Source organism: Comamonas sp. BIGb0124, from assembly GCF_003752175.1.
Classification (GTDB): domain Bacteria; phylum Pseudomonadota; class Gammaproteobacteria; order Burkholderiales; family Burkholderiaceae_C; genus Comamonas_F.
In genome coordinates this window covers 172,127-187,484 of the sequence record NZ_RJVF01000013.1, presented here as the reverse complement: position 1 = coordinate 187,484, position 15,358 = coordinate 172,127, and the positions used below count along the sequence as shown (strand labels likewise).

General features: G+C 69.0%; 12 protein-coding genes. 6 read left to right on the top strand and 6 right to left on the bottom strand.

Annotated elements, in window-relative coordinates; genetic code table 11:
* Window positions 1-23: 23 nt before the first annotated feature.
* Window positions 24-1,367: a sigma-54 dependent transcriptional regulator gene (locus tag EC845_RS17200; RefSeq protein ID WP_304984897.1), complete on the bottom strand. Its 1,344-nt coding sequence runs from the start codon at window positions 1,365-1,367 to the stop codon at window positions 24-26.
* Between the two features lie 2 nt (window positions 1,368-1,369).
* The gene (locus EC845_RS17195; protein ID WP_158615716.1) at window positions 1,370-3,322 is read right to left on the bottom strand and encodes an ATP-binding protein; all 1,953 of its coding nucleotides are present in this window, start codon (window positions 3,320-3,322) and stop codon (window positions 1,370-1,372) included.
* A 585-nt stretch (window positions 3,323-3,907) separates the two neighbouring features.
* On the opposite strand from EC845_RS17195, the gene EC845_RS17190 reads away from it, so the two are divergent.
* The 6 genes from EC845_RS17190 (at window position 3,908) to EC845_RS17165 (ending at window position 10,047) form a co-directional block, all read left to right on the top strand.
* Window positions 3,908-4,138 carry a hypothetical protein gene (locus tag EC845_RS17190; RefSeq protein ID WP_148077329.1) on the top strand — a complete coding sequence of 77 codons (231 nt, stop codon included), beginning with the start codon at window positions 3,908-3,910 and terminating at the stop codon, window positions 4,136-4,138.
* Between the two features lie 267 nt (window positions 4,139-4,405).
* A complete protein-coding gene (locus EC845_RS17185) occupies window positions 4,406-5,602 on the top strand; it encodes an HlyD family secretion protein (protein ID WP_123299530.1) in 1,197 nt (398 codons plus the stop codon).
* An 11-nt stretch (window positions 5,603-5,613) separates the two neighbouring features.
* Window positions 5,614-7,215 carry a DHA2 family efflux MFS transporter permease subunit gene (locus EC845_RS17180; protein ID WP_123299354.1) on the top strand — a complete coding sequence of 534 codons (1,602 nt, stop codon included), beginning with the start codon at window positions 5,614-5,616 and terminating at the stop codon, window positions 7,213-7,215.
* Window positions 7,202-8,731 carry an efflux transporter outer membrane subunit gene (locus tag EC845_RS17175; protein WP_199739835.1) on the top strand — a complete coding sequence of 510 codons (1,530 nt, stop codon included), beginning with the start codon at window positions 7,202-7,204 and terminating at the stop codon, window positions 8,729-8,731. Before EC845_RS17180 ends, EC845_RS17175 begins: the two co-directional genes overlap by 14 nt.
* Before the next feature lie 40 nt (window positions 8,732-8,771).
* Complete coding sequence (locus EC845_RS17170) at window positions 8,772-9,560, top strand: 2OG-Fe dioxygenase family protein (RefSeq protein ID WP_123299528.1); 789 nt, start codon at window positions 8,772-8,774, stop codon at window positions 9,558-9,560.
* Window positions 9,553-10,047 carry a hypothetical protein gene (locus EC845_RS17165; RefSeq protein WP_123299353.1) on the top strand — a complete coding sequence of 165 codons (495 nt, stop codon included), beginning with the start codon at window positions 9,553-9,555 and terminating at the stop codon, window positions 10,045-10,047. The genes EC845_RS17170 and EC845_RS17165 overlap by 8 nt, the downstream gene beginning before the upstream one ends.
* A gap of 28 nt (window positions 10,048-10,075) precedes the next feature.
* Here EC845_RS17165 and EC845_RS17160 read toward each other — a convergent pair whose 3' ends face one another.
* From EC845_RS17160 to EC845_RS17145, 4 genes are all read right to left on the bottom strand, one after another.
* Window positions 10,076-10,369, bottom strand: coding sequence for a hypothetical protein (locus EC845_RS17160; protein WP_148077328.1), 294 nt, complete (start codon window positions 10,367-10,369; stop codon window positions 10,076-10,078).
* 290 nt (window positions 10,370-10,659) lie between these two features.
* Window positions 10,660-12,183 (bottom strand): D-alanyl-D-alanine carboxypeptidase family protein, encoded by a 1,524-nt coding sequence (locus EC845_RS17155; protein WP_233598136.1) that lies wholly within the window; start codon window positions 12,181-12,183, stop codon window positions 10,660-10,662.
* 175 nt (window positions 12,184-12,358) lie between these two features.
* On the bottom strand, window positions 12,359-14,410 hold the full coding sequence (locus EC845_RS17150; RefSeq protein ID WP_123299351.1) for an ATP-binding protein: 2,052 nt from the start codon (window positions 14,408-14,410) through the stop codon (window positions 12,359-12,361).
* Window positions 14,407-15,153, bottom strand: a complete 747-nt coding sequence (locus EC845_RS17145) for a response regulator transcription factor (RefSeq protein ID WP_123299350.1) — start codon at window positions 15,151-15,153, stop codon at window positions 14,407-14,409. The genes EC845_RS17150 and EC845_RS17145 overlap by 4 nt, the downstream gene beginning before the upstream one ends.
* Window positions 15,154-15,358 lie beyond the last annotated feature (205 nt).

Genomic DNA, 15,358 nt, shown 5'->3' with positions numbered 1-15,358 from the left:
CCCCAGCCTCGCTCAGGCCGCGCTCAGGCCGCGCTCAGGCCGTATTTGCGGATCTTGTCGTTGAGCGTGGCGCGGGCGATGCGCAGGGCACGTGCGCTGCGGCTGACGCTGCCGTCGTGGCGGCGCAGTTCGGCGGCGATGAGGTTGCGCTCGTAGCTCTCGACCGACTCCGCCAGCGACAGGCTGGTGTGTCCGCCGTCCACGCCGGGCTCGCCCGCCGGCGCGAAGATGTCGTTGTGCACGCCCAGGGCCAGGCAGTCGGCGGCGTTGCGCAGTTCACGCACGTTGCCCGGCCAGTCGTGGGCCATGAGTTCGCGCAGCGTCTGGTCGCAGATGTGCGGCAGCGGCCGCGAAAAACGGCTCGCGGCAAGCAGCAGAAAGTGCTCGAGCAGCAGCGGCACGTCCTCGCGCCGTTCGCGCAGGGCCGGCAGGTGCAGCGTCACCACATTGAGCCGGTAATACAGATCGGCGCGGAAGTTACCCCGGCGGGCCCGTTCGAGCAGGTCGTCCTTGGTGGCCGCGACGATGCGCACGTCCACCGCGATCGGCTGGTTCGAGCCCACCCGTTCGATCTGCCTTTCCTGCAGCACCCGCAGCAGCTTGATCTGCATGCCCATCGGCATGCTTTCGAGCTCGTCGAGGAACAGGGTGCCGCCGTTGGCGTGCTCGATCTTGCCGATGCGGCGTTTCTGCGCACCGGTGAACGCGCCGGGCTCGTGGCCGAAGAGTTCGCTGTCGAGCAGGTTGTCGGGCATGCCGCCGCAGTTCAGCGCGACGAAGGGCGCATGGCGGCGCGAGGACAGATCGTGCAGCGCCTGGGCGACGAGCTCCTTGCCGGTGCCGGTCTCGCCATGGACCAGGATATCGACCGGCGAGTCGGCGATGTCGACCACCAGGCGGCGGATCTTTTCCATCTGCGGCGACTGGCCGACCAGCTTGGCCACGCCCTCGCGGCGCGAGAGGGTGGCGCGCAGGGCGCTGACCTCCAGCGTCAGGGCCCGTTTCTCGAGTGCCCGGCGCACCACCTCGACCAGGATGTCGGGGGCGAAGGGCTTGGTCATGAAATCGTAGGCGCCGCTGCGCATGGCCTCGACGGCCAGGGTGACGTCGCCATGGCCCGTGATCATGATGACGGGGATGTTGGCGTCGACCTGCTGCACGTAGCGCACCAGGGCCAGCCCGTCCTGTCCGGGCAGGCGCATGTCGGTGACCACGGCACCGGCAAAGCCCGGGGCGATGAGCGGCAGCGCGGCTTCGACCGTGCCCACGGCGCGCGCGCGCAGGCCGGCGAGCTGCAGGGCCTGGACGCAGCCGAGCTGCATGGCCAGGTCGTCTTCGACGATCAACACGGAGAGTTCGGTGTGCAGTGTCATGTTCGGGGTGTGGGGTCTTCTGAGAGGCCGGCCAGCGGCAGGTGGATGCTGAAGCAGGCGCCGGGGCCGTTGCGGCGGCTGGCGCGGATGCTGCCGCCGAAGTCGCGGACGATGTCCCGCGAAATGATCAGGCCCAGGCCCATGCCGCGTGGCTTGGTGGTGTAGAAAGGCTCGAAGAGATGGGTGGCGAAGTCGTCGGCCAGCCCGCAGCCGGTGTCGAGCACGTCGATGCGGGCCCAGCCGGCGGCACACAGCGCCGCATCCTCGGGGGCGTCGACGCCGCGCATGGCCTCGAGGGTCAGGATCTTGTCCGGCGCCGTGGCCATGGCGTCGATGGCGTTGCCGATCAGGTTGATGAGCACCTGCTCGAGCCGGTTGATGTCGCACCAGGCCATCACGTCGCCGGGGCCGATGCGGTTGACGACCTCGATGCCGCTCTGGGTGAGCTGGGTCTGGTAGAGAAACAGCGCATTGCTCACCGCATGCGCGACATCGACCTCGCCCAGCCGCGGCGTGGTCTTGCGCGCGAAGGTGCGCAGGGGGTGGATGATGGCGCCCATCTTCTCGGCCAGGCTGGCGACGATGCCGAGGTTGTCGCGCGCAGCCACGTAGTCCTTGCGGCTCATGAACTCGATGGCGTTGCCCGCCAGCGCCCGGATGCCGCCCAGCGGCTGGGTGAGCTCGTGCGTCATGCCGGCCGCCAGCCGGCCCAGCACCGCCATCTTGGCGGCATGCACCAGCTCGTCCTGGGTGGCGCGCAGGGTGGATTCGGCCTGTTCGCGTTCGCTCACCTCGCGGCGCAACTGGCTGTTGGCTTCGGTCAGGGCCTGGGTCCGGTCCTCGACCTTTTGTTCGAGCTCGGCATTGATGCGCGCCAGCATCTGCTCGGAGCGCAGGCGGTCGCGGAAGATGCGGCGTCGCTGCGCCATGTACAGCAGCGCCAGGATCAAGAAACCGATCACCACCGCCGACATGGCCGATATCGTCAGCGCCTGGGCCCGCACCGGGCTCAGGTCCGAAAACATCATCACCCGCCAATCCATGCCGTTGAGCGTCTTGCCCGAGACCAGCGTGTCGTGGGTCGAAAGCCCGCTCCACCCCTGGCCCCGCGACAGCACGCCTTCGACCGACTGGTTCTCCTCGTCGATGGTGAGCGTGACATCGAGCGGGAAACGCGGCGTGCGCACATGGTTGTACATGCGGTTGAGCTGCAGGTCGACCCGGCGCTCGACCGGCAGATTGGCCAGCGTGGTGTAGCGCCACTCGGGGTTGGACGACAGGATGACCACCTGATTGGTGTCGGCCAGCAGGGCCGGTGCGCCCAGCATCTCCCAGATCTGGTTGACCGGTTCGAGGCTGATCTTGATGGCGGCGACGCCCACCACACGCGAGCCGTCGTGGATGGGGTGCGAGACGAAGTAGCCCGGCACATTGCTCTGCGTGCCGATGGCGAAGTGGCGCCCGACCCGGCCCGAGAGCGCTTCGAGGAAATAAGGCCGGAACGACAGGTCGACGCCCTCCAGGCTGTTGGGCGAGAGGCGGGGGCTGCTGGTGGCCAGCACCACGCCGCGGTCGTTGAGCACGTAGATCGACATGCCGGCCATGAAGGCATTGAGCCGTTGCAGGTAACGGTCGGCTGCCACCATGGCGGCGGGGTCGGTGGGCGAGCGCAGCAGGCGCTGCACCTCTTCGCTGAGCTGAACGGTGGCGGGCACGTGTTCCAGCCGCTGGATCATGCCCTCGACCGCCGAGGCAAACAGCTCGAGGCGGTGGTTGACGTCGACACGCAGGTTCTGGATCGCCTGGCGTTCGGCGATCTGGTAGCCCAGCCACGCACCCAGCCCCACGGCGAGCAGGGCCAGCGCAGCCGAGACGATCTTGCGGAAGGTACGCAGGTTCATCGCCAGCCGCGTGTCGGCTTGCCTGCGGGCGTACGAGGGTAGGCGCAAGGCGATCGCATGGATCGGTAGCGGCGGTCTGAATTCATGGTCTCCGGGGGCATGGTGGGCATTTTTTTGTCGGGTCGCTGCGTGGGCTGCGGCCAGGCCCCTGGACAGGGATGGCCGGTTCTGGATACAGGCAAATTCCAGGCCAGCATGAAGCGGCAGATGCAGATCACGTGCGCAGGGAAGGGGCGCGGGACAGGCTTCACGGATTGCCGTCGGCATCCCGGTCGGGATGGCGGAATTCCGTACACGGTACATGTACCGAAACGGGATATCACCCGCGTCGGCCGATTGTGCAGGCCGACTTGACGCGGAGGCTCCAGATGACGCCGAAGTCGGGAAAGCCCTAGGAACGGCCTGCCTTCGAGTGTGAGCGCCGCCGGACTACGTGGCCGGTAGGAGCCCGGCGTTCCCCGGAGTGGGGCCAGCGCCCGTGATCGCCGGCAGGACACGCCTGCGGCGCGGTGACCTACGGAAGGGGTACAGCCGGGTGTTTACAACGGGAGGCATGACAGGTTTAAGGACACGGCGTGCTTCGGCGTCGAAGTCCCCAGGCGCTGAGACATGCGCGAACAAAAGGTGATAGCCATGATGCATTTATGGGCAGTGACTTGGATCTGCCAGCGCGATCACAGCCGTGGCGTACTGCAGATGAGCGGCCCGGATCGGCCCAGCAGCGAACAGGCGGCGCAAGCCGTGGCACGCGCGTTGAACCTCGAGCCCCAGCTCGCGACACAGACGGACGACGCAGCGGGCAGCCAGGCGGCGTCCCTGCTCGACCGGCTGGGGTACACCCTGATCGTGAGAAAGACAGCCTAGCGCCGCCCGCACCGCAGGCCCGGCCCGCGCTTGCCGGCCTCCACCCGCGCCATCGAACCGCCTCACCCTGGGCGCAGTCGCCTCGGACGGATCCGATCGGTTTGACCCCTGTCAATCGAGGGCTTGTCCGACGCCCGGATGACAGGCAATGGCCCCTGAACTGGTTACCATTTTGTCCGCAGCCCCGTGCTGCAAAAGCAAAAATAACCGGCCAGGAGTACACCGTTGTCGACGCCCGATTCGCACGCGCCCGCCGGGGCGCCTTCTTTGTCCTCTTCTTCGACGTCGTCTGCGGATCCGCGCCGGGCTTCGGGCGACGCTCCGGATGCCGGGGAGCCGCACCAAGAAAACGCCGCCCGCCCGTCTCCCCTGAAGAATCCGCGTGTGCGGCTGGCCCTGTCGATCGCCACCCTGCTGCTGGCGGCCGGGGGCATCTGGTGGGCGTACCACTGGTGGACGGAAGGCCGTTTTCTCGAGGCGACCAACAACGCCTACCTGCAGGCCGACTCGGTGGCCGTGGCGCCGCGCATCAACGGGCATGTGACCGAGGTGCTGGTGCGCGACAACCAGGCCGTGCGGGCCGGCGAGCCGCTGGTGCGCATCGACAGCCGCAACTACCAGGCGATGCTGGAACAGGCCCAGGCCGTGACGGCCGTGCGCGAGGCCGACATCGCGGCGGCACGCGCCAACATCGAGGCCCAGAACGCCGCTCTCGAGCAGGCCCGGGCCCAGGAAGAGGCCGCTCGCACCAGCCTGGCATTCGCCGGCTCCGAGGTGCGCCGCTTCGAGCCGCTGGCGCTCACCGGTGCCGATACCCATGAACACGTGGAGGCCTTGCGCCACCAGCGCGACCAGGCACAGGCTCAGTACACCGGCGCGCGGGCGCAGGTCAGATCGGCGCAGGGCCGTGTGCTGGCGCTCAGGGCACAACTGGCCCAGGCCCAGGCCGGGCTCAAGCAGGCCCAGGCCGATCTGGATCGCGCCCGCATTCCGGTCGACGATGCCGTGGTGACGGCCCCGATCGCCGGCCGCATCGGCGACCGGACGGTGCAGGTGGGCCAGGTCGTGGCCGCCGGCACACGGCTGATGTCGGTGGTGCCGCTCGATGCGCTGTACCTGCAGGCCAACTTCAAGGAAACGCAGGTCGGCTGGATCCGGCCGGGACAGCCGGCCCGCATCGAGGTCGATGCCTTGCCGGGCGTCCGGATCGACGGCGAGGTCGAGAGCGTGTCGCCAGGCACCGGCTCGCAGTTCGCCCTGCTGCCCGCAGAAAACGCCACCGGCAATTTCACCAAGATCGTGCAGCGGCTGACGGTGCGCATCAAGCTCCAGCCCACGCCCGAGCAGCGCCAGGTGCTGGTGCCGGGCATGTCGGTCGAGGTGACGGTCGATACGCGCTCGGCCCGTGAGGGCACCGGCCGGACGGATCGCCCGACGGGCACGCCGCCCGCCGCGGGCCGCTGAAGGAGCGGCGCATGGCGGCCTCTTCAGCAGCAGCATCGCCGGCTGCGGCGCCGGCATCCGGGCCCCAGCGGGCCGACGCGGCCGCCTGGATGGCGGTGGCCGCGGGCACGGTGGGCTCGTTCATGGCCACGCTCGACATCTCCATCGTCAATGCGGCGCTGCCGACGATCCAGGGCGAAGTCGGGGCCAGCGGCACCGAGGGCACCTGGATCTCCACGGCCTACCTGGTCGCCGAGATCGTGATGATCCCGCTCACCGGCTGGTTCGTGCGCACCGTGGGGCTGCGCAACTTCCTGCTGGTGTGCGCGGTGCTGTTCACGGTGTTTTCGGTGCTGTGCGGCATCTCCACCACCTTGGGCATGATGATCGTGGGCCGGGTCGGCCAGGGCCTGACGGGCGGGGCGATGATCCCCACGGCCCTGACCATCGTCGCCACGCGGCTGCCGCCGGCGCAGCAGACCATGGGCACCGCGCTGTTCGGCATGACGGTGATCCTCGGCCCCGTGGTCGGGCCGCTGCTGGGCGGATGGCTGACCGAGAACTTCAGCTGGCATTACGCCTTCTTCATCAACGTGCCCATCTGCGCGGCGCTGGTGGTGCTGCTGCTGGTCGGCCTGCCGCACGAGAGAGCGCGGCTGTCCGAGCTCTGGTACGGCGACTGGCTGGGCATCGCGGGGCTGTCGATCGGGCTGGGCGGATTGACGGTGGTGCTCGAGGAAGGCCAGCGCGAGCGCTGGTTCGAATCCTCGTTCATCGTGGTGCTGTCGCTGATCTCGGCGGCCGGGCTGGCCATGCTCGCCGTCTCGCAGGTCACGCGCAAGGATCCGGTGATCCGGCTGTCGATCCTGTGGCGGCGGGATTTCGGCTCGGTCTTTCTCATGATCATGGCGGTGGGCATGATCCTGTTCGGCGTGATGTACATGATCCCGCAGTTCCTGGCGGTGATCGCCGGCTACAACACCGAGCAGGCCGGCTACGTGATCCTGCTGGCCGGCCTGCCCACGGTGCTGCTGATGCCGGCCATGCCGTGGCTGCTGGCCAAGGTCGATGTGCGTATCCTGGTCTTCATCGGCATGAGCTGTTTCGCGGCTTCGTGTTTTGCCGACATGTCGCTCACGGCCGACAGCCGTGGCTCGGAGTTCGTGGCGGGCCAGTTGCTGCGCGGCTGCGGCCTGGCGTTCGCGATGATGGCGCTCAACCAGGCGGCGATCTCGTCGGTGCCGCGCGAGCTGGCCAGCGATGCCTCGGGTCTGTTCAATGCCGGGCGCAACCTGGGCGGGTCGGTCGGGCTGGCGCTGATCTCCACCTTCCAGGACCGCCGCATGAGCCTGCATGTGGACCGGCTGGGCAGCGCCACCACGGCCAACTCGCCGTATGCGCAGGAAGTCATCCAGAGCATCGCGCAGCGCCTGCAGCAATACGGCGGCGACTCGCAGCATGCCATGAGCCAGGCCGCCAGCGTGCTGGGCCGCATGCTGCAGCAGCAGGCGCTGGTGATGACCTACAACGACCTGTTCCTGATTTTTGGCGTGATCGTGCTGGCGAGCATGCCGCTGATCCTGTTTCTGAAACCATTGCCCAAGGGCGAAGGAGTGAGCCTTGCAATGCATTGACCCGAAAACCCGTGCCGGCAGGGCCGCAGGGCTGCCGGGCCTGGGCGCGCTGGCCGGCGCGGCGGTGCTGGCGCTGACCGCCGGGTGCACGCTGGGGCCGCAGTACGAAGGGCCGCCCCAGGTGGCGCCGCAGGCGGTCTCGGCCGCTCAGCTGCAGCGTGCCGGGCAGGCGGGCGTGGTGGCGGCCAGTCCACCCGCGCAATGGTGGCGCACCCTGGGCGACGACGCGCTCGCCAGCCTGATTGACCAGGCGCTGCAGGGCAATCCCAACCTGCGCGCAGCCGACGCCCGGCTGCAGGCGTCGCGGGCGCTGTTGAGCCAGAGGCGGGCCGAGATGCTGCCGTCGGTCGGCGCATCGGCGGGCTACACCTATCTGAACGCGCCGCGTTCGCTGGAGCGCGGCCTGGACCGCGCACTGCGCGGAGCAGCCGAGGCCGGCGGCAGCGATCCGAACGCGGTGGCGGGCGTGGACCTCGACACCGAGCTCTACACCGTGGCGCTCGACGCCAGTTGGGAAATCGATCTGTTCGGACGGCGGCAGCGGGCCACCGAGGGTGCCCTGGCACAGGCGGGTGCCGACGAGGCCGCACTGGCCGATGCCCAGGTGCGGCTGGCGGCCGAACTGGGCCAGGTCTATGTGGGCTACCGTGCCGATCAGCGCCGCCTGGCGCTGGCGCAGGACGGGCTGGCCAAGGTGGTGCGCATGCTGGAGCTGACGCGCCAGCGCCGCGCGCAGGGTGTCGCCACCGAGATCGAGATCGAACGCCTGGTGCTGCAGCAGCGCCAGGAAGAAGCCCGGCTGCCCCAGCTCGAGGCGCAATTGCAGGTGGCGCTCGACCAGATGGCGCTCATCACCGGCCAGGTGCCGGGCGCGCTCGATGCCCGGCTGGCCGGCTCGCAGGCCTTGCCGCGCCTGCCGGCCGAGGTGGCGGTGGACGATGCCGCCAGCCTGATCCGCCGGCGGCCCGATGTGCGGCGCGCCGAGCGCGAGCTGGCGGCTTCGACGGCACAGATCGGCGAAGCCCTGTCGGGTTATTTCCCCCAGGTGCGGCTGCTGGGCCTGATCGGCCTGGGCGCCACCAGCCCCAGCGGTCTGACGGCCGATTCGGCTGCGGTGATGGTCTCGCCCATGCTGAGCTGGTCGCTGCTGGATTTCGGCCGCGTGCGGGCGCGGGTGGACCAGGCGCGCGCGGGGCGCGAGGCGCGTCTGGCCAGCTACGAGGGCACGGTGCTGGCCGCGCTGCAGGACGCCAACGGCGCGCTGACCCGCTTCGGTGCCGCCCGCCGCCAATGGGCGACGGCAGGGCAGGCGCAGGCTTCGGCCGAACGGGCACGCGACCTGGTCCAGCAGCGCTACGCGGCCGGCGCAGCCAGCTTGATCGACGCGCTCGACACGCAGCGGCAGGCCCTCAATGCACAGGATCAGGACGTCGGCGCGCAGGCCCAGTTGCTGGCGAACTACATTGCGCTCCAGAAAAGCCTGGGATTGGGCTGGCAGCGGCCTGCAGGCGTATAGTTTGCCGCTTTGCGACGGTCCCGTTCATATTTTCATCGCCATGTCACAGCCTGCCTTCGAGCCGCCTTTCACCTCCGTCGCCGAATTGGTGCCCCTACTGCGGCGCCAGGGATATGCCGTGGTGAATGCGGCCGCCGTGGCCCAGCTGTGCGGCGACGGGCTGGCCACCTGGGATGCGTTTCGCGAAAGCTGGCGTGACCTGCCTTCGGATGCCTACTTGAAGGATGGCGGCCGGTACCGCCGGCGCCGTCACGCCTCGTTTGTCGTCGAGCCCGGCGACTGCCGCCCGGTGCCGCACCGTGCGCACTGGCAGCCGGTGCACTACAACGCGCTGCATGGCGGCATGGAGCGCTGGTTCGAACCCATGGATGCCGAACTGGTGTCGCAGCCGCAATGGCAGGCCCTGCTGTGCGGGCTCTCGGGGGTGTGCACGGCGCTCAGCGGGGTCTCGACCTGGTTCGTGGAAGCCCACCAGTTCCGCATCGACACCACCGACGGCATCGGCCGGCCCACGCCGGAAGGCGCGCATCGCGACGGCGTGGATTTCGTGGCCATCGTGATGATGGCGTGCGCGGGCGTGAAGGGCGGCGAGACCCGGGTGTTCGAGGCCCAGGGGCCGAGCGGCCAGCGTTTCACGCTCAACCAGCCCTGGAGCATGCTGCTGCTCGACGACACCCGGGTGATACACGAGACGACGCCGATCCAGCCCGACGGCGAAGCGGGTTGCCGCGACACGCTGGTGCTGACCTTCCGCCGCCAGGGCTTCCAGGATGCCGTGCCGGGCGCGCAGGCCGCCGAGTCCAAGGGAGCGGCCGCCCGGCATGGCTGAGCAACTCATCCCCCATGCTCGCAGCGGGTTCGACGACGAACCGGATCTCGGCTGCCTGGAGGAGTTCGACCAGATCATTCGCCTGCAGGGCCTGCGCTCGGCTCTGCTGTACCTGAATGCGCTGGTGCCCCACCGCTTCACGGCGCTGTACCGGCTCGACGGCCCGACTTTTGTTTGCAGAGCCGCGGTCGATGCCGAGCAGGAAGAGCTGACGCTGGACCTGACCGAAGTGCCGGTGGCCGACAGCTATTGCCAGTTCGTGGTGCGCGACGGCGTGTACTGGACACCGGACTCGCTGACCGACCCGGTGCTGGCCGGGCACAAGCACCGTGAACTGGTGCGCAGCTATATCGGGACGCGCGTCGGCCACCCGGGCCAATCGGCGCAGGGCAGCCTGTGTCACTTCGATTTTTCGCCCTGGTCCGTGAATGTGGATCAGGTGGCTTTCTTCGAACACGCCGCGATGCGGCTGCGCCCGTTTCTCTGAAACGGGCGGCGAGGGCGGATCCGCCGGTTCAGCCCATCGAGCGGGACGACTCCAGCACCGAAGCGCTGGTCGGGCCCCACCAGGGCAGGGCACGGATCTGCGAGGCCGAGTCGTCGCGGCTGGCCTTGCGCGCACGCGGCTTGCGTGTCTCAAGCCAGAACTCCAGGTTGCTGGCCGTCTGGTGCTGCTCGACATAAGCCAGCGACTCGGCCAGCACGTGACGGTTGTGCGCCGTATCGGCCACCCAGCGGCCATGGCCCTTGACTGTGGGGCCGCCATCGCCGATGCGTGCACTGGCCCAAGCCATTCTGATTTTTGGCATTTCTCTTTTCCTCCCTGATTGACCTGTTCGACGCAGGCGGGGGAACCGACGGACGTGCTGCCGAGCCGGGCCTGAAGCCTGTGTGACGTCAGGAAGAATACCTATTCCGAGTACTTTTGTGTCTGAGCAAATCTGAGCGTTTTTCTGTCATGAAGGCGTCAAAAAACGATGCTGCACACGGTTTAGCCTGGCGGTCTGGCACCCGTTTTGTGTATTGCCCGGGTGGTCCGCTCGGAGACTCGAGCGATCCGGGCGCTCCGAGCGGACGGGCAGGGACGGTCCGCCCAGCGTCAGGACCGAGCGGCGTACCAGCGCCGGGCCTGGTCGGCCATGCGGCCCAGCCAGCCGGCCTGCGCCACGGCTTCGCGCACCACGAGCGGGACGCTGGCCAGCGGCCGGCCATCCAGCGTGAACTGCAAGGTGCCGACCGACTGGCCCTGCGCCAGCGGTGCGATCAGATCGGCGGGCGTCTGGGGCGCCCAGCGGATGTCGGCGGTACGGCCGCGCGGCACCGTCACCCACACCGGTTTTGCGGGGGCGAGCACGGCCTGGTCGGCTTGCCCTTCCCAGACCGTCTGGCGCAGCGGCGCTTGGCCGGGGCCGAACAGGCGCACCGTTTCGTAAGCCTGGTAGCTCCAGTCCAGCAGCCGGGCGCTTTCCGTGGTGCGGGCGTTGACGCTGCCCGTACCTGCCACCACGGTGAGCACACGCCGTCCGTCGCGCAGCGCGGTCGACACCTGACAGTAGCCTGCCGCATCGGTGTAGCCCGTCTTCATGCCGTCGACCGAGGCATCCGAAAACAGCAGCCGGTTGCGATTGGGCTGCGTGATGTTGCCGTAGGTGAAGCTTTTCTGGCTGAAGTAATGGAAGTACTGCGGGAAATCGCCGATGAGGCGCGAGGCCAGCCGCGAGAGATCGCGCACGGTGGTGAGGTGGGCCGCATCGGGCAGGCCGGTGGGGTTCATGAAACGGCTGCGGCTCATGCCCAGGCGCTGGGCCTGCTCGTTCATCAGCGCGACAAAACCGCTTTCGCTGCCGCCCACGGCTTCGGCCAGCGCGGTGGCGGCGTCGTTGCCCGATTGCACCAGCAGGCCCTGCAGCAGTTCGTCGACGGTGACGGCATGGCCGGCCTGCAAGAACATGCGAGAGCCGCCGGTGCGCCAGGCATGGTTGGACACCGCCACCGGCTGGGCCGGCGACAGGCGCTGGTGAGCCAGGGCATCGAAAACGACATACGCCGTCATCAGCTTGGTCAGCGAGGCCGGAGCGAGCTGCTGGTCGGGCTGGGCTTCGCTCAGGATCGCGCCGCTGTTGAGATCCAGGCTGAGCCAGGCACGGGCAGCGAGCACGGGCTCGGCAAGAACGGCTGCTGCCGGCGCATCCGGTGCCGCGTCCAGAGGCGCGAGCGGCACCAAGGGGGTCAGCGGCGCCAGCGCGGCCGACGAAGCCGGTGCAGCGGAATTCGCCGATGGCGTGTCGGCCGGCCGCAGGGCGGCCACTGCCGCAGGGGCGGTCGCTGCGGTCGCTGCGGCTGCCGGACGTGGCGATGCAACCGGGGCCGAGGATCGTACGGCTGCGGTCGGAGCCGGGGCCGGGGCGGGGGCATTTGCCGGGGCCGGCAAGGCCGCCGCAGGCTGCACGGGCGCGGCGGGAGCAGCAGGGGCGACGACAGGCGCGGGCGCCGGCGGCATCCACGGCGAGATGGTCAGGATCTGCGGCTGGGCGCCGTTGGCGGCCGACGCGTTCGTGTTGGCGGAAGTCGACGTGACGGGGCCCGTCCCCGCTGCCTGGGCGGCGGCGATGAGAGCCGGCATTGTGGCCAGGACGAGTGCGGCGGGCAGCGAACGGAGGGCGAATCGAGGGGAGGAGGAGGGCACGTTGAATGGGGCGGAAATCAGGCGGACAGGCAGACCGGCGGACGGCCACGAGGACGATGTACCGCCATCGGCGGCAGGCACCGGTCGGCTCGAATCATGGGGGGTTTGGGCGTCAGTCTGGCGACTGCGGTAACTGTAGTACAAAAGTGGTGCCGCGGCGGGGCTGTTCCGGTTCGGTCGAAGGGCTCGCTGCAGCCTCCATCCGAGCGCGGTCGTGGTCGGCCTGGCCGGGCAGCCACTGCACCGTGGCCTGCAGCGCCTCTGCCCGGTTGCGGATGTTGGCCAGGCCGCGACCGCCGGTGCGCGCCCGGCCGGGCGTCATGCCGATGCCGTTGTCGTGCACGCTCACGGTCACGCGGCCCTCGTCGGCCGTCGCATCCACCCGGATCGTGCTGGCTTGCGCATGCTTGATGATGTTGGTGATGGCTTCCTGCAGGATGCGCAGGATATGGAAGGCATGACTGGCACTCATCCAGCCCAGGGGCGGCAGCGTGTCGACTTGCCACTGGAGCGTGATGCCGGCGTGCTTGAGCCGGGTATCGAGCCGGTAGCGCAGCGTGCCCAGCAGCAGGGCGAGGTCGGCCTCGACCGGGTCGAGCGAGTCGATGGCCAGCCGCAACTCGTCCAGGCATTCGCGCAGCGCCTGCTGCAGGCCGGGGCCGGCGTCTGCACCTTGCTGAGACAGCCGCAGCGCATCGTGCAGCGTGCCGCCCAGGCCGTCGTGCATGTCGCGCATGATGCGGGCGCGCTCCTGCGTCAGCAGTTCGCGCTGTTCGACCGCACGCAGTTGTTCGTAGCTCTGGCGCAGCTCGCTTTCGCGCTCGGCCAGTGACAGGGCGAGTTTTTCGCCGCTGCGTTCCAGTCCGTCGATGCTGTCGATGTAGCGCCGCGCCATGGCCCAGCCGAACACGATCGCCACCGAGATCTGCCAATAGGCCATCAGGTAAGGCTGGTCGAGCGGCAGCAGATAACGCTGCAGCATCAGGTCGTGCACGGCCAGCGGCAGGGCCAGCAGGTTGAGCACGGCCAGCGTGCGTGCGGGGGCGCGACCGCTGCGCCACGAGGCCAGCAGCAGGATCGGGATGGCGATCAGCGCACAGGCCAGCATCAACAGATAACAGGCAAAGGCCAGCGCCGCGAGGTCTTCCGGTGCCCGCCAGCCCGGCAGCGTGAGCAGGCTGGTGCCGAGCACGCTGGCCGCCAGCACGCGTTCGAGCCAGACCCTGGGCCGGGCCCCGCACAGTCTGAAGTTGATCGTCAGGCCCAGCATCACCAGCCACGACAGGCTGTTGATGGTGAGCCAGCCGAACCAGTCCGATCGCATGATCGCCGGATCCAGCGGTCCCCAGTAATGGAGGCAGCGCACGGTATACAGCACCGAGACCATCACGAACAGCAGGTACAGCGTATCCCGGCGCCGCGCGCCCCAGATCGCCAGGGCATAGAGCCCCAGGCCCAGCATGCCCAGCCCGATGCCCAGCGGCAGGCTGTTCTGCAGAAACGAACGCACGGCATGGCGCCAGCGCAGATCGGCCCGGGCACCCAGCCAGGGCGCGGTGATGCCGCCGCCATGCTCGCCCAGCGTGTCCATGCGCAGCGTCAGCACCGCCGGGCGGGGCGAGCCGTCGAGCGCATCCAGCACCAGGCCCAGCGGCCGGTTGAAGCCGTTCCACACCGGGTCGCCTTCCGAAACCCAGATCAGCTGGTCATCGGCATACAGCGAGACCACGCCGACGGTCTGCCAGCGGGGCAGGTAGAAAAACAGCGGTTCGTCCATGTCGCGCAAGGCGGGGTCCACGGCGATGCGGTACCAGGTGGTGTGGCGTGTCTCGTCGTCGTCGTCGTCGGCAGCCGCCGTCGAGCCCGGGGTACGGGCATCGGGCAAGGTGCGCGGCGACCAGGCCGCCGTACCCCAGGGCGGCATGCCGCTGGCCGACAGCCGGGCCGGGGGGATCAGCGGCGCATCTTCAGGCGTCCGAGCCTGGGCGGCGTCGACCTCGACGACACGATGCGGTCGGGGGTGCGCGGCCGATGCGGCCCACGCGTCGCCCCAGCCGTCTGTCAAGAACCAGCATGCCGTCATCAGCAAAGCCGTCCACAGGCCGATCCGCGGGGCGAGCCGCCGCAAGGCCGAAAGCGCGGCGACGCCGGACAGTCCCGTCACAGGCCGGGGGCACCGGGCGGCGTGACCAGCCCCATGAGGTGAGCGCGGCTGACGGCTTCCGCCCGGTTGCGCACGCCCATCTTTTCATAGATGCGGCGCACATAGGTCTGGATGGTCCAGTGGGACAGGGACATGGACTTGGCGATCTCTTGGGCCGTGTAGCCCCGGATCACGAACTCCAGCACCTGGCGCTCGCGTGCCGAGAGGTCCATGGCGAGTGTCGCGCCCGCCCGCTGGCCCTGGTCTGCCGCGGCCGCTGCGGCAGCCGCTTGGGCCGCGGCCGTGAAATGGCGCAGCAGGCGCCGCGCGATCATCGGGTTGATGGGGCTGCCGCCGGCGTGTACGGTCTTGATCTCGTTGACGATGTCCGTGGCAAGGGCGTCCTTCAGCAGGTAACCGGTGGCCCCGGCCTGCAGCGACTGCATCACGCGTTCCTCGTCGGCAAACATCGTGGTCACCATGACGGCGCACGACGGCCAGCGTTCACGGGCCCGGGCGATGACTTCGACCCCGCTGCCGTCGGGCAGGCTCAGGTCCACCAGCAGCACATCGGCGGCGGGCCGGTCCAGCATCGACAGGCCCTCGGTCACCGTGCCGGCCGAGGCGATCAGCTCGACCTCTGCCGACCGGGCCAGCGAATCGGCGATCTGCTGCTGGAAGCCCGGGTCGTCCTCGACCAGTGCCACGCGGATGGCCGTTGGGGTGTCGCGGCTGGCATCGCCGGGGGCAGTAGGGGGAGTCATGTCTGCAAGCTCATCAAGGAGCTTCTAGCGGTTGATCTGTCCATTAATGTATCTTGTGTAACGATATGGGTGATTTGACAGCCTGCCCGCCAGCCCCCAGGTGTGGCGGACCCGCTAACATCGCGCTTTTGCGCGCCGCTGCACGGCAGGCGCGAGACGTCACTTCAGATGGCACCCCAGACGGCACGATCGGTATCCATGACCC

Coding starts and splice junctions, on each gene's coding strand:
- EC845_RS17190 (WP_148077329.1), top strand. CDS start 3,908: ATGATGCATTTATGGGCAGTGACTTGGATCTGCCAGCGCGATCACAGC.
- EC845_RS17180 (WP_123299354.1), top strand. CDS start 5,614: ATGGCGGCCTCTTCAGCAGCAGCATCGCCGGCTGCGGCGCCGGCATCC.
- EC845_RS17170 (WP_123299528.1), top strand. CDS start 8,772: ATGTCACAGCCTGCCTTCGAGCCGCCTTTCACCTCCGTCGCCGAATTG.
- EC845_RS17165 (WP_123299353.1), top strand. CDS start 9,553: ATGGCTGAGCAACTCATCCCCCATGCTCGCAGCGGGTTCGACGACGAA.
- EC845_RS17160 (WP_148077328.1), bottom strand. CDS start 10,369: ATGCCAAAAATCAGAATGGCTTGGGCCAGTGCACGCATCGGCGATGGC.
- EC845_RS17155 (WP_233598136.1), bottom strand. CDS start 12,183: ATGCCGGCTCTCATCGCCGCCGCCCAGGCAGCGGGGACGGGCCCCGTC.
- EC845_RS17145 (WP_123299350.1), bottom strand. CDS start 15,153: ATGACTCCCCCTACTGCCCCCGGCGATGCCAGCCGCGACACCCCAACG.